Annotated in this window: 20 protein-coding genes; 13 read left to right on the top strand and 7 right to left on the bottom strand. The window is 62.4% G+C overall.

Features of this window, described 5'->3' with window-relative positions; all coding sequences use genetic code 11:
- The first annotated feature begins 130 nt into the window (after positions 1 to 130).
- Complete coding sequence (locus tag C0Z16_RS38730) at positions 131 to 511, top strand: hypothetical protein (RefSeq protein WP_244201254.1); 381 nt, start codon at positions 131 to 133, stop codon at positions 509 to 511.
- Between the two features lie 33 nt (positions 512 to 544).
- On the opposite strand, the gene C0Z16_RS38160 is transcribed toward C0Z16_RS38730, so the two are convergent.
- Positions 545 to 715 (bottom strand): hypothetical protein, encoded by a 171-nt coding sequence (locus tag C0Z16_RS38160; protein ID WP_167403525.1) that lies wholly within the window; start codon positions 713 to 715, stop codon positions 545 to 547.
- A 27-nt stretch (positions 716 to 742) separates the two neighbouring features.
- Here C0Z16_RS38160 and C0Z16_RS15935 point away from each other — a divergent pair, with 27 nt between their 5' ends.
- The gene (locus tag C0Z16_RS15935; protein ID WP_146014316.1) at positions 743 to 991 is read left to right on the top strand and encodes a hypothetical protein; all 249 of its coding nucleotides are present in this window, start codon (positions 743 to 745) and stop codon (positions 989 to 991) included.
- Entirely contained in the window at positions 978 to 1,640 is a 663-nt protein-coding gene (locus C0Z16_RS15930) for a UdgX family uracil-DNA binding protein (protein ID WP_102633087.1), read from the top strand. The genes C0Z16_RS15935 and C0Z16_RS15930 overlap by 14 nt, the downstream gene beginning before the upstream one ends.
- Positions 1,641 to 1,683: 43 nt before the next feature.
- Here C0Z16_RS15930 and C0Z16_RS15925 read toward each other — a convergent pair whose 3' ends face one another.
- A complete protein-coding gene (locus tag C0Z16_RS15925; protein WP_102633086.1) occupies positions 1,684 to 2,592 on the bottom strand; it encodes a DUF72 domain-containing protein in 909 nt (302 codons plus the stop codon).
- Between the two features lie 161 nt (positions 2,593 to 2,753).
- On the opposite strand from C0Z16_RS15925, the gene C0Z16_RS15920 reads away from it, so the two are divergent.
- A complete protein-coding gene (locus C0Z16_RS15920; protein WP_102633085.1) occupies positions 2,754 to 3,062 on the top strand; it encodes a DUF6566 family protein in 309 nt (102 codons plus the stop codon).
- 11 nt (positions 3,063 to 3,073) lie between these two features.
- Positions 3,074 to 3,559, top strand: coding sequence for a hypothetical protein (locus C0Z16_RS15915; protein ID WP_102633084.1), 486 nt, complete (start codon positions 3,074 to 3,076; stop codon positions 3,557 to 3,559).
- Between the two features lie 23 nt (positions 3,560 to 3,582).
- On the opposite strand, the gene C0Z16_RS15910 is transcribed toward C0Z16_RS15915, so the two are convergent.
- The 4 genes from C0Z16_RS15910 to C0Z16_RS15895 are packed head-to-tail and all read right to left on the bottom strand — an operon-like array spanning position 3,583 to position 7,452.
- The gene (locus tag C0Z16_RS15910) at positions 3,583 to 5,004 is read right to left on the bottom strand and encodes an HD domain-containing phosphohydrolase (protein WP_102633083.1); all 1,422 of its coding nucleotides are present in this window, start codon (positions 5,002 to 5,004) and stop codon (positions 3,583 to 3,585) included.
- Positions 5,005 to 5,060: 56 nt separating this feature from the next.
- The gene (locus C0Z16_RS15905; RefSeq protein ID WP_102633082.1) at positions 5,061 to 5,663 is read right to left on the bottom strand and encodes a chemotaxis protein CheC; all 603 of its coding nucleotides are present in this window, start codon (positions 5,661 to 5,663) and stop codon (positions 5,061 to 5,063) included.
- Complete coding sequence (locus C0Z16_RS15900) at positions 5,656 to 6,024, bottom strand: response regulator (protein ID WP_102633081.1); 369 nt, start codon at positions 6,022 to 6,024, stop codon at positions 5,656 to 5,658. Before C0Z16_RS15900 ends, C0Z16_RS15905 begins: the two co-directional genes overlap by 8 nt.
- Positions 6,025 to 6,033: 9 nt before the next feature.
- Positions 6,034 to 7,452, bottom strand: coding sequence for an ATP-binding protein (locus tag C0Z16_RS15895; RefSeq protein WP_102633080.1), 1,419 nt, complete (start codon positions 7,450 to 7,452; stop codon positions 6,034 to 6,036).
- A gap of 359 nt (positions 7,453 to 7,811) precedes the next feature.
- Here C0Z16_RS15895 and C0Z16_RS15890 point away from each other — a divergent pair, with 359 nt between their 5' ends.
- From C0Z16_RS15890 to C0Z16_RS15870, 5 genes are all read left to right on the top strand, one after another.
- Positions 7,812 to 8,963: a type 1 periplasmic-binding domain-containing protein gene (locus C0Z16_RS15890; protein ID WP_102633079.1), complete on the top strand. Its 1,152-nt coding sequence runs from the start codon at positions 7,812 to 7,814 to the stop codon at positions 8,961 to 8,963.
- A gap of 31 nt (positions 8,964 to 8,994) precedes the next feature.
- Positions 8,995 to 10,755 (top strand): ATP-binding protein, encoded by a 1,761-nt coding sequence (locus tag C0Z16_RS15885; protein ID WP_102633078.1) that lies wholly within the window; start codon positions 8,995 to 8,997, stop codon positions 10,753 to 10,755.
- 119 nt (positions 10,756 to 10,874) lie between these two features.
- On the top strand, positions 10,875 to 11,456 hold the full coding sequence (locus tag C0Z16_RS15880; RefSeq protein WP_102633077.1) for a TetR/AcrR family transcriptional regulator: 582 nt from the start codon (positions 10,875 to 10,877) through the stop codon (positions 11,454 to 11,456).
- 162 nt (positions 11,457 to 11,618) lie between these two features.
- Positions 11,619 to 12,461 carry an oxidoreductase gene (locus tag C0Z16_RS15875; protein ID WP_102633076.1) on the top strand — a complete coding sequence of 281 codons (843 nt, stop codon included), beginning with the start codon at positions 11,619 to 11,621 and terminating at the stop codon, positions 12,459 to 12,461.
- Positions 12,462 to 12,512: 51 nt separating this feature from the next.
- Positions 12,513 to 13,541: an NADP-dependent oxidoreductase gene (locus C0Z16_RS15870; RefSeq protein WP_102633075.1), complete on the top strand. Its 1,029-nt coding sequence runs from the start codon at positions 12,513 to 12,515 to the stop codon at positions 13,539 to 13,541.
- Here C0Z16_RS15870 and C0Z16_RS15865 read toward each other — a convergent pair.
- Complete coding sequence (locus C0Z16_RS15865; RefSeq protein ID WP_102633074.1) at positions 13,528 to 15,108, bottom strand: alpha-amylase family glycosyl hydrolase; 1,581 nt, start codon at positions 15,106 to 15,108, stop codon at positions 13,528 to 13,530. The two genes, C0Z16_RS15870 and C0Z16_RS15865, sit on opposite strands and share 14 nt — an antisense overlap.
- A 48-nt stretch (positions 15,109 to 15,156) precedes the next feature.
- Between C0Z16_RS15865 and C0Z16_RS15860 the strand changes: the two genes are divergently transcribed.
- The 3 genes from C0Z16_RS15860 (at position 15,157) to C0Z16_RS15850 (ending at position 20,089) form a co-directional block, all read left to right on the top strand.
- The gene (locus tag C0Z16_RS15860; protein WP_102633073.1) at positions 15,157 to 16,821 is read left to right on the top strand and encodes an alpha-amylase family protein; all 1,665 of its coding nucleotides are present in this window, start codon (positions 15,157 to 15,159) and stop codon (positions 16,819 to 16,821) included.
- Positions 16,822 to 16,911: 90 nt separating this feature from the next.
- On the top strand, positions 16,912 to 18,192 hold the full coding sequence (locus tag C0Z16_RS15855) for a PQQ-dependent sugar dehydrogenase (protein ID WP_407070676.1): 1,281 nt from the start codon (positions 16,912 to 16,914) through the stop codon (positions 18,190 to 18,192).
- Between the two features lie 139 nt (positions 18,193 to 18,331).
- Entirely contained in the window at positions 18,332 to 20,089 is a 1,758-nt protein-coding gene (locus tag C0Z16_RS15850; protein ID WP_102633071.1) for a DNA-binding protein, read from the top strand.
- The last annotated feature ends 18 nt before the right edge of the window (positions 20,090 to 20,107 follow it).

Raw genomic sequence — 20,107 nt, 5'->3', positions numbered from 1 at the left:
AGCAACGAAGCATTTGGCCGATTCTTAGCACGAAGACAGAATTGGCTCGTGCGTGCAGGCGGGCCAATCTGTACGGCCCGCCCAGCCCGCACAGCGTGCGGCTGCGCACAGCGTGGCAGGCGCTCGGTGCATGCTCGTCACAGCTGTTTCGTTCCGGCCGGCTGCTTGCGAGGAATGCGTGAAGTGGGCGTTCCACAACGGCTTCGATCTCGACTTCGGCGTCGGCGCGGAGCGCTTCAACGCTTATTGGGCACGCGGCGAGGCATCGACCGCGTGGACCACGCAGAGCGTCAATTCCAACTGGGGACTGCTGGCGATCAGCGCGCGGCGGCTCGGCCGCGCTTATGACTGCCGCGATACGGCCCCGGCATCCGAGCGAAACCGCGCGGGATGCGAACCACGCAGGTTCGCCGCGCGCGGCGCCGGATGTGCATCATCGCAGTACGGCGGGAGATTGAAACGAGAGCTTCTTCAATGCGATGCAACGCAACGCATTCCAACGCCACATTAGCGAATCCTGAACGCTGCTTGCCGACTGCTTCCCCTACGACCGATCGCGGTTGCGCGCGCGCGTCGCGCCGGTGATCACCGCGATGCCGAACAGGACGACAGCCACGATCGCGATGATGTGCTGTGCGACATGCAGCGCCGTCAATCCCCAGGCGACGCCGCCAATGAAAATGATCCATCCGACCAGATAGATAAGAAGGGTCATCGTTTTTCTCCTTTATGGTTTCGGCTAATGGCACTTGTTGCCTGCTGTGCAAGTTTTACCGCGCACGCGATGGCCGCGCTTGCATTGCCCGCGCAAACCCATGGCGTGCAGGCGACCCTGTCGCCGCAGCAGGCGATCAACGGCTTTATCTCCAAGCACATTGCGCGCCTGGTGATTGACATTAGCGCGGGCCGTCGCGCCGGAACGCGGTTTGCTTCCCCCGAGTATCTGCCGCACATCAGGAAGCGCAACGCGATGAACCATGGCCACGACTAAGCGCACGACCAGGCGCCCCCCGTCGGCGGGAAGTGAAAAGCCAGCGGATCCCGAGGTCGATCCCGACCAGCAGCCCGCGACGCTCGACGATTGCCGCCGTTGTCCGCTGTGGCGCAATGCGACGCAAGGCGTTCCCGGCGCCGGCCCGCGCCGGGCGCCGATCATGATGGTCGGCGAGCAGCCGGGCGACAAGGAAGACCTGCAAGGTTTGCCTTTCGTCGGACCGGCCGGCGCGTTGCTCGACGACGCGCTCGTCGAAGCCGGCGTGGGCCGCAAGGAAGTCTATGTGACGAACGCGGTCAAGCATTTCAAATGGACGCCGCGCGGCAAACGCCGCATGCATAAAACGCCCGCGCAGCGAGAGGTGGAGGCATGCCGTTACTGGCTCGACCAGGAACTTGAGAGCGTCGGCGCTCACGTGATCGTCGCGTTGGGCGCGACCGCATTGAAGGCCGTGCTTGAAGACCCGAAATCGCGCTTGCAGGATGCGATCGGCAAGGTCATCGAGCATGGCGACCGGCTCGTGGTGGCGACGTATCACCCGTCGTTTGCATTGCGCGCGCCCGATCCGGAGACCCGTCACCGTGCGTATGCGGCAATTGTCGCCGCGCTCCAGGACGCGAAGAAACTCGCGCAGCGGGGCAAGTGAGGGCAAGAAGCCGACAGCATGCATGAGCCGCGCATGAATAGGTTCAGGCAGCCGCCTGGTGCGCATGCAACCCGAGTCGCTCCATCAGCCGTTGTGCATCGAACGGCGCATGCGTTTTTGCGTCGTTATCGAAATAGCAATAGACGTCACGCGTTTGCGCACGTGGCGGCTGCAAACCTGGCGCGGCGAGCCGTGCATCGGCGGGCTGCGAACCGCGGCTCCACGACTCGATTCTGCTGGCCCAGCGTTCCAGCGACGCATCCGAATACTCGCCGGAATATTTGGTCTCCGTGCCATGCAGCCGCATATAAACAAAACCTGCGGTGAGGTCTTCGAACTGCGGCCAGGCTTCCGTCGAATCGGACACGACGAGCGCGACCTTGTGGCGTCGAAGCAGCTTCACGAACGCGGGATCAACGAAGCTGTCATGACGCACTTCCACCGCGTGACGCAATTTGCGCTTGCGGTCGATTGCGAGGTACGGCGTCTTGACCCGCTTGTCGTGTTGTTGGGCGAGCGACAAAGCCGCTTCCGTGTCGCGCGGCAGCAAGCTCAGGAAACGCTCCATGTGTTCGGGATCGAAACGCAACGACGGTGGGAATTGCCACAGTATCGGCCCAAGTTTGTCGTTCAGCGCCAGCAGTCCTTGCGCGAAAAAATTTGCGCAGGCGACGGTAGCGGTCTCGTCACGAAAGCGCAGAAGATGAGTCAGATAGCGCGCGCCTTTCACGCTGAAGACAAAACCCGGCGGCGTTTCGGCGTACCAGTGCTGCCAACTGTCGAGCGATTGCAGGCTGTAATGCGTGCCGTTGACTTCGATGGTCTGCATCAGGCCCGACGCGTACTGCAATTCGGTCGCCTGCTTCAATCCCTTGGGATAGAACGTGCCGCGCCATCCTTTGTAGCGCCAGCCGGAAATGCCTATATGAATGTGGCCAGTTCTGCTTTTCACGTCGATGCTCGAATGGCTTAACGTCAGAGTTTAAACATGCGCGCCAGCAATGCACGTGCCATCGCGCGGCACATGCGTTGCTGCGTTCCGCGTAGCGGACACAACGCATTTCGCAAACCCATCGGGCAAACGGCAAACAGCAAACGCATTCGGAGGCGCGCATGACAGACAGGCAATCCCACAGCACGGACATCGACACGCAAAGCGACGGCACGCTGCGTGTCATGCATCGCGGCGTGGACATCGTCGTCAGTGCGAAGCAGAACGACCGGGGCGCATGGATTCCGGAGATTGCGGCGTCCGTGGATGGCAAGCCGTTCGCATTGCCTGCTGTCGAAACGGTCACGCCGGAATGGACGACACAAGCCGAGGCATTGCGCGACGGCGTGGAGCGCGGCTGTTATCTGGTCGAGCGATGCCAACCCGGCAGCGGCCTCGAGGATTCAGCGCGGGGAACCGGGCAAAGCTGAGGAGAAAGCTGATGAACCGTCTCGCCAATCTTGTATGCCGCGCAATGATGTCGGGCACCGCGGCGGGCGCCGCCGCCGCCATCACTGCGGGCGCGCGGGCGCGCAACGACGGCAGCACCCCCTACGCGCCGCTCAACGCGGTAACGCATTGCTTGTGGCCGCGCCGCGCGTTCAGCGAAACGGGTTTGAGCGCGCGCTTCACACTCACGGGTCTCGCGATCCATCAGGCGTCGGCGATATTCTGGGGCGTGCTGTTCGAAGGATTATTGGACCGCTGGCAATGCCACATGCGACGGCCTCCCGGCATCGCGGAAGTCGTGGCGAGCGCAGGGACGACGGCGGCTGTCGCCTATGTCGTCGACTATCATGCGGTGCCTGAACGCCTCACGCCCGGATTTGAAGCCCATCTCTCCGGGCGCTCGATGTTCTACGTTTATGCCGCGCTTGCAGCGGGCTTCGCGGCCGCCGCGCTCTACCGCGGTAGACGCGAACGATGAGTTGAGCGACGCAGGTCGCCAACTCAGGCGGCTTCCGCCTTGCGCGCCTCCGCCGCGCGTTCGACGAGAATCACGAACGGCTCGCCTTCGTGTATTTCAAAGCGCCGGATCTGGGTGACCTGTTCGGCAGAAAGTACCTTGCCCTTTGTCATGAGCAGCGTGCCGCCCGACGTGCGCAAATCGTCCGCGAGTTTCATGCCTTCCTTCAGATGCGAGGCATCCACGCGATCGGGCACGCCTTCCGGCGTCAATTCGGCGTGCTTTGTCAGCAACTCGATGTACTTCTCGGCAATCGCTGGATCGTAGCGAATACCCGTTTGCGCGCGCACCGTCGAGATGATCTGCGCATCGTTCATCTTTTGCGGCGCAATCACACCGATGCGCAAATCTTCCGCGTCGCGCGCCAACGCGAGCACGCGAGCGCCCAACGGAATCAATCCGCCGACGAGGCCATCGGGCGTGCCGCGTCCATCGTAACGCTCATACTGATGGCGGATCATGGTCTGCACGGCGCTCAGTTGCGAGACGGGCGTGAGCGCCATTTGCCCATGCAACGGATGCAGCTGATACAGCTTCGCTTCGTGCGGCTGCAGCTTGGCGACCGGCGTCTTCAATAAGGCATCCGGTAGAAAGAGCTTGCCGATGCCGTGCAGCAAACCCGCCATCAGAAGTTCGTTGCACGCGTAATCGCTTAAGCCGAGCGCGGCGCCTAGCTGTCGTGCCGTCTCGCCGATTCGCGCCGAATGACCGGGCAGGCCGCAGCGCATCTCGACCATGTTCGCGCAGACCTTGACCATCGTGAGGAAGTTACTCTTGAGGTCGTGCTGCGCGCCTTCGAGAAACATCACCGTTTGGCGGATTTCTTCGGTGCGCGCATGAACCTCGCGCTCCAACTCCTGATTAAAGCACGACAGCTTTTCGTTCTGCTCCTGCAACAGTGCGGTCAGACGTTCGGCCTTGCGTTGCAGGCCGAGTTGTTCAAGCGCCCGCTGGATGGTGAGCAGCAGATCCTGGTCGTCCCACGGTTTGTGCAGATAGTGATAAACGTGGCCTTCGTTGACCGCGCGCACGACTGCATCGACCTCGGAATAGCCGGTGAGCAGAATGCGGATCGTATCGGGCGCGAGGCTTCGCGAGCGCGACAGGAATTCGGCGCCATCCATGTTTGGCATCCGCATGTCGGAAACGATTACGTCGACGTGCGCCGATTCGAGCAGCGTAAGCGCCGCCGCGCCGCTGTTCGCACTGAGCACCTCGTATTTCAACGGGCGCAGCAGGCGCTTGAGCGACGAGATCACGCCCGGCTCGTCGTCCACCAGTAAGAGCGTGGGAACGGGCGGTGCGGCTGTATCAACGGCTGCATTGGCTGCATTGGCCGCATCGGAAGATGCAAGCGGTGCGCCAGCGGGGTTCGTCGAATTGCCGTTTGCCTGAAGTTCAGACATGGTTATCCTCGTGGATTATTTTCGCGTCACAGCGCGCACTGCGTCATTGGCCCGGACTACAGCGCTTCGAGAAAGTGGTCGAGGGCTTCTTTCATTCCGCGGATGGCCGCATCGGGCAGCAACAACACCATGCGCGCGCCAAAGCCGCCTTCCTCCAGCGTGAAGTGAATTTCCAGCAGGAGCGCGATGTCCCACCGGCCGCCGGGCAGCAAGCCATCCTGTTTCTGCGCGGCACGCGGCAATAGCGTGGGCTGCGAGAAACAGATGTGCCGCCCGAGCTGTTCGAACACGCTTTGCACGCATGCGCCGACCAGCAGGTTCGTGATGTCGCACAACACCTCCACTTCGGCGTCGGGCTTGCCGACTTCATGGCCCATCAGCTGTTGCAGTTCGCGCTGGCCGTCCTTTCCGACCAGCACAATGGCCTCGCCGGATATGTCGGATTGAAACGCCTGGCGCACGGGGCGCAATTGACTATCGCCCTGTGCGCTCAACGCGACGCGCAATTGCTCGATGCCGACGAGCCTGATGTCCGGCACCGAGAGCGTCACGAATGCGCCCAGCAGTTTTGCCAACGCGGCCGCGGCCTTGCCCATGCCGACATTGCAGATTTCCTGCAACGCGTCGCGCTGGTCTTCGCTCAGAAATTGTTCATTCATGGAGACCATACTCCGCGAGAATCGGGCGAATCGCTTCGGGCGATACGGGCTTGGAAATGAAGCCGATCGCGCCGAGCGCCTTCGCGCGTTCGATCGCGCCGGACTGCACGTCCGCCGATACGACGATCACGAATGTGTCGAGCCCCTCGTGCTGAATCGCTTCAAGCACCTGGAAGCCGTTCATCACCGGCATGGTCAGATCGAGAAACATCACCGCGCCCTTGCCGGCGCGATAAAGATCGAGCGCGGCGGCTCCGTCGGACGCCTGGGTAATCTCGATGTCCCAGTCCTCGGGCAGCGAGCGGATCAATAGTTTTCGGGCGAGTGCCGAATCGTCGACAACAAGTACGGGCAATGGCATAGCGCTACCTCATGTGGCGGCCGGCAACTGCGCCGGCAGCACGATTTCATCCAGCGGGCCGGTTTGCGTGTGCGCTTCGGCATTACTGGCTTCTTCAATTAAGGACCCGTCGACCGGCAGCGTGACGCGGAACGTCGTGCCCTGACCGACGGTGCTGACCACGGAAATCGTGCCGCGATGTGCGTTGACGATTCCATAAGTCACCGACAAACCGAGGCCGGTCCCCTGGCCAACCGGTTTAGTCGTAAAGAACGGATCGAAAATACGTTTCAGATGTTCGGGCGGGATGCCGCATCCCGCATCGGCAATTTCGAGCCACACGCGTGATGGATCGGCGCGATCCATACCGGTGCGCACGGTAATCGTGCCGCGCGGAGCGCCGTGCTGTTCGTGATTGGCGCCATAAGCCTGCGCGGCATTCACAACGAGATTCAACACCACCTGGCTGATCTGCGAGGGGATGCAGCGCACGAACGGTATCTCCGCATATTCGCGCACGAGATGGGCGCAGTACTTCACTTCGTTGTGGACGATGTTCAGCGTCGACTCGATGCAGCGATGAATGTCCGCAAGCTCCCACACATGTGTGCTGTCGATGCGCGAGAAGTCCCGCAAATCGACCACGATGGTACGCACGCGCGCGAGTCCTTCCTTTGATTCATGCACGAGCGTCGGCGCGTCAGCAAGCAGATACTCGAGGTCCGCCTGCTCGGCGAGCACCCGGATGTCGTTCTTGAGCGAGGGCGCGGCGTCGCTCACCAGGCGCTCCGTGTCAGCGGCATAGCGGATCAGCGTTTTAACGTAGCCGTCGAGCGTATTCAGATTCGACAGCACGAAGCCGACCGGATTGTTGATTTCATGCGCGACGCCTGCCGCGAGTTGACCGATGGCGGCCAGCTTTTCCGATTGCAGCAACTGCTGATGCGCATGCGCGAGGGCTTCATTAAGCGACGTTAGCTGTTTGTTGCGCACGGTCAGTTCGGCCAACGCGCTGGAGACCGTCTTTTCGCGCTCCTGAAGCTCGCCGTAGGCGATGCAGACATCGGTGGTATCGACAATCGCGATGCCGACCGCGGCGACTTCACCCTGTTCGTCTTCAATTGGAATAAAGCTGCAGTCCTGACGCATCGCGTCGATCGTGCCGGTGATCGGACGCGAATGCTCGAAACGGAACAGATACGGGCGATGCTCCCATGACGAGTACGCAGGCGTGCCGAGCACGAACACGCCCTCGATCTTTCTGCTCAGCCACTGCCTCGGCAATTCCGGAAAGGCGTCGAGCAGATTCATGCCCACCACGGACTCGGCCGAACGTCCGCTATGAGATTGCATGAAGCGATTCCACATGAGGATGCGCAACTCGCGATCCACCGTGAAAACACCGCAATTCACCCGCTCGACAATAGCTTCCGACAGTTTGGTTTTCACCGAAAAGGCCCGTGAAATGACAAAGCGCGCAGCGTGGGATCGTCGGACACATGAGCGGAAAAACGTTTCAGGCCGGCGTCGCTGCCATGAGTGAATAACGGAGCGTAAGCTGCCGGCGCGGAGCGGTATTTACCCTGGGCCAAAATGCATAAAGCCGCGAGGGAGCGTGCGGGCGTGATGCTTGATTTGCCGGAATTTCCCCACAGGAGGGTTTCCCGTAATGCGCCGTGTATCAAGCGCTGCGCGAATCCGCCGTAAACAGAGGAAAGAGCGACATCTCGCCAGTAGGGTGCGCCTCGCACACTTTCCAGTTCGTGGGCCGCGCGCCGGCCATGGTGTTTAGCATATCGGGAGGATTCATGCGTTCAGGCCTTGGGTTCACGGCTGCCATGCTCGTGCTCTGTGGGCTCTGCATCCGCCCCGCATGGGGGCAGACGGCGCCGCAGACGTCAAATCCTGCGAACGCGACACTGAACGTCGCGGCACTGAACCTCGCCGCGATGCAGCGCGCCGTCGACCGCGCGAGCGAGCCCGCGTCGCGCTGGAGCGGCCCGACGTCGGGTCCGGCTGCGGTGCCGGGCGCGACCATCGCGATCATCAGCGAGGACCTGCGCAACGGCGGCGTGCTGGGCGTCGCCAAAGGCATCAAGGAAGCCGCCAACGCGATCGGCTGGAACACGAGGGTCTACGACGCGCGCGGGACCGCTGCGGGCCGCAGCAAGGCCGTGGCTGCCGCACTCGCGCTGCAACCGGACGGCGCGATTCTCGTCGGCGTGGACGCGGGCGACATGAAGCCCGACTTGCTGCCGTTCGCCGCGCGCAAGATTCCGCTCGTCGGCTGGCATGTCGGTCCGCTCGCGGGCGCGATGGCGAACAGTCCGGTCGCAATGAACGTTTCGACAAATCCGCTGGACGTTGCCCGCATTACGGCGATGGCCGCAGTGATCCAGTCGGGCGCGCGTGCCGGCGTCGTGGTGTTTACCGACGGCAATTTCCAGATCGCCAAAGCGAAGACCGATGCGATGCTCGAGGTGATTCGCGCGTGCGGTGATTGCCGCCTGCTTGCCGTGCGCAACGTGGCGATTTCAAACAGCGCGGAACAGATGCCCGCGGTCACGGACGAACTACTTGCGCAATACGGCAAAAGCTGGAATTACGCGCTCGCGATCAACGACATCTATTTCGACTACGCGACACCCGCATTGACCCGCGCCGGCAATATGGGCCGCGGCCTGAGCTTGCTGTCCGCCGGCGACGGCAGCGCGGCCGCTTTCCTGCGCATCCAGGCGGGCACGTTCCAGACCGGCACGGTTGCCGAGCCGCTCAATTTTCAGGGCTGGCAACTGGTCGACGAAACGAATCGGCTGCTCGCGCATCAGCCGGTTACGGGTTATGTGTCGCCGGTTCATCTGGTGACGGCGGCCAACATTCACTTCGATGGCGGATTGCAGGGTCAATACGACCCCAACAACGGCTATCGAAACATTTACCGCAGTATCTGGAAGCGATAGAGGCCATGGCGAATGCACCGGGAGCCGCCGCATGCGATTAGCGGCGAGACGCTTAAAGCTGTTGTCGCGCTCATTGCGCTGGCAATTCACGCTGGCCACGGTTGTGCTCACGCTGCTGATTGCAATGAGCGGGCTGACCGCCGTTTATACGTTGCGTGTCGCGACGAGCGAGACGCACCTGCTCGCCACCGACGAACTTATGCGCATGCAGGCCGCCGATACGCTGGTGCAGCACACGTTGCTGATCGAGCGCGAAGCGTCGCGGCTTGCCAACGCCGAGTCGCTCGATGCGATGCGCGCGAGCTACGCGGACATCCTCAGGCAACTGGAAGTTTTCGACCGTGTTTCGGACCGGCTCGCCGCCGCCAACGACGACATCAGCGTGCTCGATTTGCATCAGGCAAGCCAGTTGTTCCGCAATACCGTGAACATCGTCGCGCAGTTGCGTGAAAGCGATTTGCGCGCGGCCGGCGCGCATGCATCGAACCCGGCGAACGATGGCAGCGCAGTCGCGCGGCCCATCACGCATGCCGTCAAACCACACGACACCTTCAGCGACGGACTGCGTCAGCAAGCAAGCGCGATGGTGGCATCGGCCGAACTTCAATTGAATCGCTGCACGCAGGACTTCCAGCAGGCCGTGCAGCGGCTCGCGGATACATCCGCGCGCAATGAGCGCTGGATTACGGGGCTCGTTGCAGTCAGCCTGCTTTTTGCGTGGCTCGTGGCGCATGCGTTTCTCGGCAAGCATGTACTGGCGCGGCTCGAAGTGGTCAGCAGCAACTTGCGGCTCGGCGACGCGGTCGAAGGGCAGGACGCTTCGCGCCTCCTCAATGGATGCGATGAAATCAGCGAAATGGCGCGCGCGGTCGAACAGTTTCAGGACGACAGGCGGCAGCTTGCTCGCGCGTATTCCGCGCTGCGTGAAGAAAAGGCGCGGCAGGAAGAATTGATCGGAGAACTCGCGCAAGCGCACAGTCAGTTATTGCAGTCGGAGAAACTCGCATCCATAGGGCAGCTCGCGGCGGGCGTCGCGCATGAAATCAATAATCCGGTCGGGTTCGTGAATGCCAATCTCGGTACGCTGCAGCGCTACGTCGCGGACCTGTTGACGGCGCTGGCCGCCTATGAGCGCAGCGAGGCCGAGTTGATTGCGGAATCGCGGGCGGCGCTTGCCGAACTGAAGCGCGATATCGACATTGACTATCTTCGCGAGGACATCCGGACGCTGCTGTCGGAATCCGTCGAGGGCTTGCAGCGGGTCAAGCGCATCGTGCAAGGCCTGAAGGACTTCTCGCATGTGGATAAAGCGGAGAAGCAGTGGGCCAACCTCGAAAGCAATCTCGATACGGCGATCAACATTGTCTGGAACGAGTTGAAATACAAGGGCGAACTCAGGCGTGAATTCGGCGCGGTTCCCGAACTGGAGTGCATTCCTTCGCAGCTCAATCAGGTCTTCATGAATCTGCTGATGAACGCCGCGCAGGCCATCGAGGGAGGTGGACATATCACCGTGCGCACGGGGCACGACAAAGCAAACGTATGGGTCGAAGTGGAAGACACGGGGCAGGGCATCAAGCCCGAACATCGCGACCGGATCTTCGATCCCTTCTTCACGACGAAACCTGTGGGGACGGGAACGGGGCTCGGCTTGTCGATATCGTATGGCATCGTCAAGAAGCAGGGCGGGCGTATCGAGGTGCGTTCCGAAGTCGGGCAAGGCTCGACGTTCCGGGTGGTGCTGCCGAAGAGCCCGGAAGAGGCGCTGGTGGCAGGCAGCGTCTCGTCATAACTTTCGGCCTTAACCCGACATACGGTGCAGCGCCCGAACGAGGATGCAACATTTAGCTGGCGCAGCGTCGGGAAAATGACTATGATGTCCGTCATATTAACGATGTCCTCATTGCTGTTATGGCCCGAACCGATCCGCGCCGCAAGGAAGCCACTCACGAACGCATCGTGGAGGCCGCCGCGCGTGCCATTCGGCGCAGCGGCTATAGCGGCACGGGCGTGGCGGACATCATGAAGGACGCCGGCCTCACGCACGGCGGCTTTTATGCGCACTTCGAGTCGCGCGAGGCCATGCTGGCGGAGGCTGCGGACCGCGCGGGCGCCGAATCGGTCGCCATCTCCGCGAAGATCGCCGCGGCGGCCGCGCCCGACGAGGCATTGCAGGCGCTGATGCATGCCTATTTGTCCGACGAACATCTGCACAACCCGGAATCAGGGTGCCCCATAGCGGCGCTGGGCTCCGAAATGCCGCGCCAGGCGCCCGAAGTGCGGCGCGCGGCCACGCGTCGCATCAAGGAAATGATCGATCTCGTGGCTCGTCAATCGCCCGAGTGGGGACAACCCGGCGCGCATGAGCGGGCGCTGATCAGCGTCGCCGCGATGGTTGGCACATTGATACTCGCGCGCGCAGTCGACGACCCGAAACTGTGCGACGCGCTGCGGGAAGCGGCCCTGTCCCATTTCACTCCTGCTAACGGCTGAACGCGTCTTGAGTGCTTGTGCACGACGCGTTTTTTGTTCGTCTGTATATATGACGGTCGTCATTTAAATGGACATTTAGCGCAATTGAGCGTCACTAGATGATCGTCGCAATCATGTCGCTCAAGCGCTAACGCATCAAGGAACCGTAAAAGGAAGGACATCATGAAGAACAGGATTGCTCTGGTTACAGGCGCCTCGTCGGGCATAGGCGAAGCGACGGCCACCCGGCTTGCGGCTGCGGGCTACAAGGTCTACGGCACCAGCAGGCGCGGAGCCAGCGGGGCTAGCAGGCCGTTTGAGATGCTGCCGCTCGACGTCACCCGCGACGAGTCGGTCGAAGCCGTCGTGGAGGAAGTGTTGCGGCGCGAGGGGCGCCTCGACCTGCTCGTGAACAACGCCGGCTTCGGCGTTGCGCCCGCCGCCGCGGAAGAAAGTTCGCTCGACCAGGCTCGGGCGATCTTCGATACGAACTTCTTCGGGGTTGTGCGCATGACGCGCGCAGTCGTGCCGCACATGCGGCGTCAGGGCAACGGCCGCATCATCAATATCGGCTCGGTGCTCGGTTTTCTGCCGATGCCCTATGGTGCGCTATATGCCGCCACCAAGCACGCGATCGAAGGTTATTCGGAATCGCTCGACCATGAGTTGCGCACGCGAGGCATTCGCGTGTCGGTCATCGAACCGGCCTATACGAAGACGGAGTTCGACGCGAACTTCCTCGAAGCCGATGCGAAGCTCGACGAGTACCGCGATATTCGCGCGGCCTTGACCGCCACGTTGAAGGACGTGATGGCCAATGCCGATGCACCCGGCGTCGTGGCCGATGTCGTACTGAAGGCCGCGAACGCGGCCCGCCCGAAACTGCGATACACCGCTGGCGGACTGGCGAGCCGCCTGCGATTGCTGCGCAGATTCGCGCCTGCAGGCCTCATGGACGCGGGAATACGGAAAGACCTGCGGCTCGATCTTCGCGAACTGCCGGGGTCTCCGGTGCTTGAAAAGTAACGCCGTGGCGCGCGCAACAGGTGTCACGAACAACGGGAGCAGGAAAACATCATGAAGGCATTTATCGTCGATCGCTATGGACGGAATGGACGCAGACGTAATGGACATGGCGCGGCGGCGTTGCGGTTCGGCGAAATGCCCGACCCGGACCTTCGGGACAACGATGTGCTGGTTCAGATCCATGCGGCGGGTGTCAACGTGCTCGATAGCAAGATCAGAAACGGCGAGTTCAAACTCATTCTGCCTTATCGCCTGCCGCTGATTCTGGGCAACGATGTGGCTGGCGTCGTAGTCCGCGTTGGGTCCAAGGTACGGTCGTTCAAACCAGGCGACGAAGTCTACGCCCGGCCGCATCAGGACCGGATCGGCAGTTTTGCCGAACTGATCGCGATGAATGAAAGCGACGTGGCAATCAAGCCGAAGACACTCAGCATGGAAGAAGCGGCGTCCATGCCTTTGGTCGGCTTGACGGCATGGCAGGCGTTAATCGAAAGAGCGCATCTGAAGAAAGGGCAAAAGGTTTTTATTCACGCTGGTTCCGGCGGAGTGGGAACATTTGCGATTCAACTGGCGAAGCATGTGGGCGCTTTCGTTGCCACGACAACGAGCACGGCGAATGTCGAGTTCGTGAAGCAGCTCGGTGCGGACGTTGTGATCGATTACAAAAAAGAGAACTTCGAAGATGTACTGCACGACTATGACGTCGTACTGAATAGCCTGGATAACGACGCGCTCCAGAAATCCGTGCGAGTGCTCAAGCGCGGCGGCAAGCTGATCTCAATCTCCGGCCCGCCCGATCCTGCCTTTGCGAAAGACATCGGCGCGAATGCTTTCGTGGGACTAGTCATGCGTCTGCTGAGCTTGCGCATCCGCAGACAGGCGCGAAGCCAGGACATCGACTACTCGTTCCTTTTCATGCAAGCAAACGGCGAGCAATTGCGCGAGATTAGCGCGCTGATCGATTCCGGCGCGATCCGCCCCGTGGTGGATCGAGTTTTTCCATTCGAATCGACAAACGACGCCCTGGCCTACGTCGAAAAAGGACGCGCGAAAGGCAAGGTCGTCATCAAGATCGGATAGACGCGACCAACGCCTCGCCGGCCGCAAGACAATTGACGCCTTCTGTAAGCGCCTGGCCGTCGCGGCCCGCGAGCGTCGATAACAACACCACGCCGCGGTGCGATTGCACGGTGGCCTCAGTGCAGCTCATATTCAGCGCGATGAATAGGCGCTGATCGCGGTGACGCCGCTCGTAAGTCAGCACATCGCCATACGCGGTGACGTGCTCAATCGTGCCCTGCACGAGCGCGGCATTGTTGCGGCGCAACGACAACAGGCGGCGATAGAGCGACAACATGCTCGACGCGTCCCTGTCCTGGTCACGCACGCTGCTGGTCGTCGCAATGGGTAACCATGGCCTGCCGTTTGTAAAACCGGCATTCGGCAGCGACGCATCCCATTGCATCGGCGTGCGCTCGGGATCGCGTCCCTGACCGATGCCGGGTTGCCGGATCTCCGCCGGGTCCTGCACCTGATCGGGCGGAATCTCGCCATCCGTCATGCCGATTTCATCGCCGTAATAAAGCGTCGGCGTACCGCGCAGCGTCAGCAGCAGCACGGCGGCTACTCGCGCCTGCACCACGCCCGCACGCGACGCGACCCGCGGATTATCGTGATTGCCGAGCACCCAGTTAGGCCACGCGTGTTCGGGCAGAGCGCCGTCGTAATCCCTGATCATTCCCGCGATGTCGCCCGCGTGCCACTTTGCGTTGAGCAACTGGAAGTTGAACGGCATGTCCGCGCCATCGCCTTTTGCGCCGTAGTACCTGACTAACTGCGGGACCGGCAAGTAGATTTCGCCGATCAGGACGCGCCGGCCGTACTCGTCGAGCGTGGCGCGCATGGAGCGCACGATCTCATGCACTTCCGGCTGATCCTCGGTGTAAGTCTGCAATAACCGATGATGGTCTGGCTGGCCCGGCAGATACGCGGGATTCGGCGGATTGTCGCGAAACTGCGCGTCCTTGATCAGCAGCCACAGCACGTCCACACGGAACCCGTCGACGCCACGATCCAGCCAGAAGCGCAGCACGTCGTCCATTGCGCGGCGCACTTGCGGGTTGCGCCAGTTCAAATCGGGCTGTTCACGCAGAAAGGCGTGGTAGTAATACTGACCCGTATGCGCGTCCCATTCCCATGCCGAGCCGCCCATGCGGCTTAGCCAGTTGTTGGGCGGCCCGCCGTCGGGCCCGGGGTCGCGCCATAGATACCAGTCGCGCTTCGGATTGTCGCGTGACGAGCGGCTTTCCTCGAACCATGGATGCCTGTCCGACGAATGATTCGGCACAAAGTCGAGCAGCACCTTGAGGCCGAGTTCGTGGGCGCGGTCCGCGAATTGCTTGAAGTCGGCGAGAGTGCCGAACATCGGGTCGATATCGCAGTAGTCCGCGACGTCATAGCCGAAGTCCGCCATGGGCGACGGGTAGATGGGAGAAACCCAGACTGCGTCGACGCCCAGTTCGGCGACATACGGCAGACGCGCGGTGATGCCCGCGAGGTCGCCGATGCCATCGCCGTTGCTGTCCTGAAACGAGCGCGGATAGATCTGATAGATCACGCCGCGTTGCCACCATGCCAGTTCCGACATTGCAATTCCTCTCGACGATCGATTGTTTTGGCGCCACGCGCGGACCGCATGCTCAACGACCTCTGGTACAAGAACGCCATCGTCTATTGCCTTTCGGTAGGCACTTTCATGGACGCGAATGGCGACGGCGTCGGCGATTTTCAGGGCCTTCTGCGCCGGCTCGACTACCTGCAAGGGCTCGGCGTGACGACGATCTGGCTGATGCCTTTCCAGCCCTCGCCCGGCCTCGACAATGGCTACGATATCTCCGACTATTACAACGTCGATCCGAAATACGGCACGCTAGGCGACTTCTCCGAATTTACACACGCGTGCGGCGAGCGCGGTTTGCGTGTGATGATCGATCTCGTCATCAATCACACGTCCGATCAGCATCCCTGGTTCAAGGAAGCACGCAGCGATCCTGAGTCCAGGTATCGCGACTGGTATGTCTGGTCTGACAGGCAGCCGCCGAATGCGAAGGACGGCGTGGTGTTTCCGGGCGTGCAGAAGTCGACATGGACTTTCGACAAGCACGCGAAGCGCTGGTATTTCCATCGCTTCTACGATTTTCAGCCGGATCTGAATACCTCGAACCCCTACGTACAGGCCGAGTTGCTGAAGATCATGGGGTTCTGGATCCAGCTTGGCGTGTCGGGATTCCGCATGGACGCCGTGCCGTTCGTCATCTCGACGAAAGGGCCGAAGGTGCGCGAGCCCGTCGAGCAATACGACATGTTGCGGGCATTTCGCGAGTTCCTGCAGTGGCGTCAGGGCGACGCGATCATTCTCGCGGAAGCCAACGTGCTGCCCAATACCGACCTCGAATATTTCGGCGATCAGGGCGAGCGCTTGCAGATGATGTTCAACTTCCAGCTCAATCAGAACACGTTCTACACGCTCGCGACCGGCGACACCGCGCCGTTGAAGAAGGCGCTGACAGCGACGAAACCGCGCCCGCCCACCGCGCAATGGGGCGTGTTCCTGCGCAATCACGACGAACTCGATCTTGGCCGCCTCACGCCTGAACAGCGCGCGGCCGTGTTCGCCGCGTTTGCCCCCGAGCCCGACATGCAACTCTACGAGCGCGGCATTCGCCGCAGACTCGCGCCGATGCTCGCGGGCGACAGGCGCCGTATCGAACTCGCATACAGCCTGATGCTGACCTTGCCGGGTACGCCGGTGTTCCGATACGGCGATGAGATCGGCATGGGCGACGACCTGAGCCTGCCCGAGCGCGAATGCGCGCGCACGCCGATGCAATGGTCGACGGAACCGCATGGCGGCTTCACGAAGCACCCGAAGCCGCCGTCTCGTGTGATAACCGGTGGCGCTTACGGTTTCGAGCGCGTGAACGTGGCGAGTCAGCGGCGCGATCCGAATTCGTTTCTTAACTGGATGGAACGCATGATCCGCATGCGCCGCGAAGTGCCCGAAATCAGTTGGGGCGACTTCGACGTGCTGCGCACGTCGCGAAGCGATGTCCTCGCGCTGCGTTACGACTGGCGCAACAACTCGGTACTGTGTATGCACAACTTTGGCGACGAGGCCTGCACGGTGAAATTCCGCTCCGGCTGCGAGGAGCCGGGCCAGGACCGGCTGATCAACCTTCTCTCCGACGACCATAGCCAGGAAGGCGACGACGGTCGCCATTCGGTCGTGCTCGAACCGTATGGGTTCAGGTGGTATCGGATCGGCGGGCTCGATTATCTGCTGAGGCGCGGCGAAGTTTAGCCGCGATCCTTGACTCCGAAATGCGGGGCGAATGCAATGAACAATCAACACGCCAGAAGCAGCAAAACGCATCTGAACGCGATCGCCGTGATGTTCTCGCTGGGTCTCGCGGCCTGCGCGTCCAGTGCGCTGGACGTCGGCGACCAAGGCGTGGGCCCGCACCCGGAGCTGCCCGCGCCGCAAACGTCGCTGCTGCCGACGGTCAATATCGCGCCCGTCCGGACGCGCGACGCTCAAAGCACACCGGTGGCGCCCGCGGGCTTCACGGTGACGGCTTTCGCAAGCGGACTGGAGCATCCGCGCTGGGTCTATGCGTTGCCCAACGGCGATCTGCTGGTCGCCGAGAGCAATGCGCCCGCCGAGCACGACAAGGGCCAAGGCATTCTCGGCTGGATCCGCAAGCAGGTGATGAAGCGCGCGGGCGCGGGCGTGCCGAGCCCCGACAGGATCATGTTGCTGCGCGGCCAGGGCGGCGCGGCGCAAAGCCGTAGCGTGTTCATCTCGGGGCTTCACTCGCCGTTCGGCATGGCGCTGGTCGGCGATCAGCTCTACGTCGCCGACACGGACGCGCTATTGCGCTTTCCGTATCACGCAGGCGACACCCAAATCACGGCAGCGGGCGAGAAAGTGGCCGATTTGCCGGCCGGCCCGATCAATCATCACTGGACCAAAAACGTGGTGGCGAGCCGCGACGGCCGGCGCCTGTATGTCACGGTCGGCTCCAACAGCAACGCCGCGGAAAACGGCATCGCGGCGGAAGAGGGCCGCGCGCTCATCCTCGAATTCACACCGGCGACGGGGCTGTCGCGCGTGTTCGCGTCGGGTCTGCGCAATCCGAACGGGATGGACTGGCAACCCGATAGCGGCGCGCTTTGGACGGCGGTCAATGAGCGCGACGAACTGGGCAACAACCTCGTGCCCGACTACATGACCGCGGTGAAAGACGGCGGCTTCTATGGCTTTCCGTATAGCTACTACGGACAACACGTCGACACGCGCGTGAAGGCGCAACGGCCCGACAAGGTGGCGAGCGCCATCGTGCCCGACTACGCGCTGGGCAATCACACGGCATCGCTCGGGCTCGTGTTCTACAGCGGCAAAAACTTTCCACCGCATTACTGGGGCGGCGCGTTCGTCGGACAGCATGGGTCGTGGAATCGCAAGCCGCACAGCGGGTACCAGGTGGTTTTCGTGCCGTTTGCCGGTGGCCGGCCGGCGGGTATGCCGGAGACTTTCCTGAGCGGCTTCCTTACCGCGGATGGACATGCGCTAGGGCGGCCGGTCGGCGTCGCGATCGACGGCACCGGCGCGTTGTATGTGGCTGACGACGTGGGAAACGTGGTCTGGAAAGTGGTGTATAGCGGCGGGTAACGGTGCCGGCTGTCTGTGAGCATCAGACGAGGCCCGATCGCCCAGCCGCGGCATCACAAGATTGCCAGGTAAAATACCCCGATACCAACGGCGCGGAAGGCTCGATCCCCGCCGGCTTACTTTGAATTTCGAGGCGTTCATGTCCATGGAACCAGACACCGTCACCGATGACCGGGTGGCTCAAATTGCGGACCGTATGGTTAGCGAAGGCAAAAAAGTTTCCGCGCTGGCGGTCTGGGGTGAAGTCCGCAGCGGTTCGATTGTCGCCGTGTCCGCAGCCTTGCAGCGCTGGCGCGACGCTCGCGAGCCCGCGTCGGACGCCGCGCCCGTCATGACCGGCTTGCCGGACAACGTCGCTCAAACCATGCTGGATGCGGCCGGCAATGTGTGGGCGAGCGCCCGCGAGGAAGCCGAGCGCGTCGTCAATCAGCGTCTTGCCGTTGCGAGCCAGCACGCCGACGCGATCGCCGCCGAGCGCGACGAGGCGCTTGCCGAGTACCAGAACACGCTGGCCGAAGCCGAATTGGCCCGCGAGCGCGTCGCGACGCTCACGAACGCGCTGAGCATTTCCGAAGACGCCATGAACCGCCTCGCGACGGAGCTGTCGGGATTGAGAGACCGCGCGAAAGCCGCCGACGAGCGCGCGGCCGAGGTCGAGGAACGGGCCGTAGCGGCCGAAGCGCGTGTTGCGCAAACCGAGGAGCGCGAGGCGGCGACGGAGGCGCGGATTGCGCAGGCGGAGGAGCGGGCATCGACGGCACAAGCTGCCATTGCACGAGCCGACGAACGGGCGTCGGATGCCGAGCGACGCATGACAGAAGCTGAGGAAAGGGCGTCCACGGCAGAGGCGCGTATTGCACAAGCCGAACAACGCGCCTCGACGGCAGAAGCCAGCCAGCAATCCGCCGAAGCCGCGCTCAATGAAGAACGTCAGGCGCGCGAAGCGTTAAACACGGCAGCCGCCGCCAAAGACGAAGACATCGCGCGTCTGACCCAGGAGCGCAACGCGGCGCGCCACGAGGCCGCCACGCTTGGCGAGGCCGGCGACGCACACGCGAAGGAAGTTCAGCGCTGGGCGGAAGAGTCGAGCGCGGCGTCATCGCGTGCGCAGGACGCCGCGTCACGGGCCAGCGAGAGCCTCGCGCAACTCGCCGCATTGCAGACCGAACTGGATCAGGCCCGCGCCGAACTCTCTGCGCAGCGCGACGCGAATGCGGCTCGTCACGACGAAGCAGCCGCGCAGCGCGGCGAACTGGAACGCGTGCAGCACGAACTCAACGTGGCGCGCGAACAGCTCGCCACCATGAGCGAAGCCAATGCGGCGGCGACAGCGGAGACGACCCGGCTCGCACACGATGCATCGTCGGCGGCGCGTCGTGCAGAGGCCGCCGAACAGCGCGTGACGGAGCTGGAACACAAGCTTGCCGAACGTGAAAGCGCGCACGCCCAACGGCTCGAGCGGGTTCAACAGCAAGGCACCGCGTCGGATAGTTCGTCCCCCGATAAACCATTCCCGGAAACGGAGTCGAAGGAAGCCGTTATGGCCGACGAACTCGCCTCACTTCGGCGTCAGATATCGAGCCAGGCCAAAACGCACGAGAAGGCGTACAGCGAGCTGCGCGCGTTGGCCGAACAGTGGGTCGCGCATGCGAAGGAGCTGAAACAGCGGCTCAGTATGACCAACCAGAAAGTCACGTTCCTCGAGGCTCGCAGCGCCGCCGAGGTCGCGCTTTTACGTCGGCTTTCCTCCGAACTGGAGCGGCTGAAGCCGGACCACGATCTGATCTCGCGCGACGCGCAGCAGAAGCTGATCAGCGCGGCGCTCGCCGAACGCCTCGAACAGAAGGGCTATCGCTACGACCCGGCAACCGCGGTCATGTCGAAGATAGAAGCTTGATGTGTCTGTCGGGCCGGT

The sequence above is a fragment of the Paraburkholderia rhynchosiae genome (assembly GCF_002879865.1).
Taxonomy (GTDB): domain Bacteria; phylum Pseudomonadota; class Gammaproteobacteria; order Burkholderiales; family Burkholderiaceae; genus Paraburkholderia; species Paraburkholderia rhynchosiae.
The sequence above is the reverse complement of the archived record's forward strand: the minus strand, read 5'-3'. Positions and strand labels throughout refer to the sequence as shown.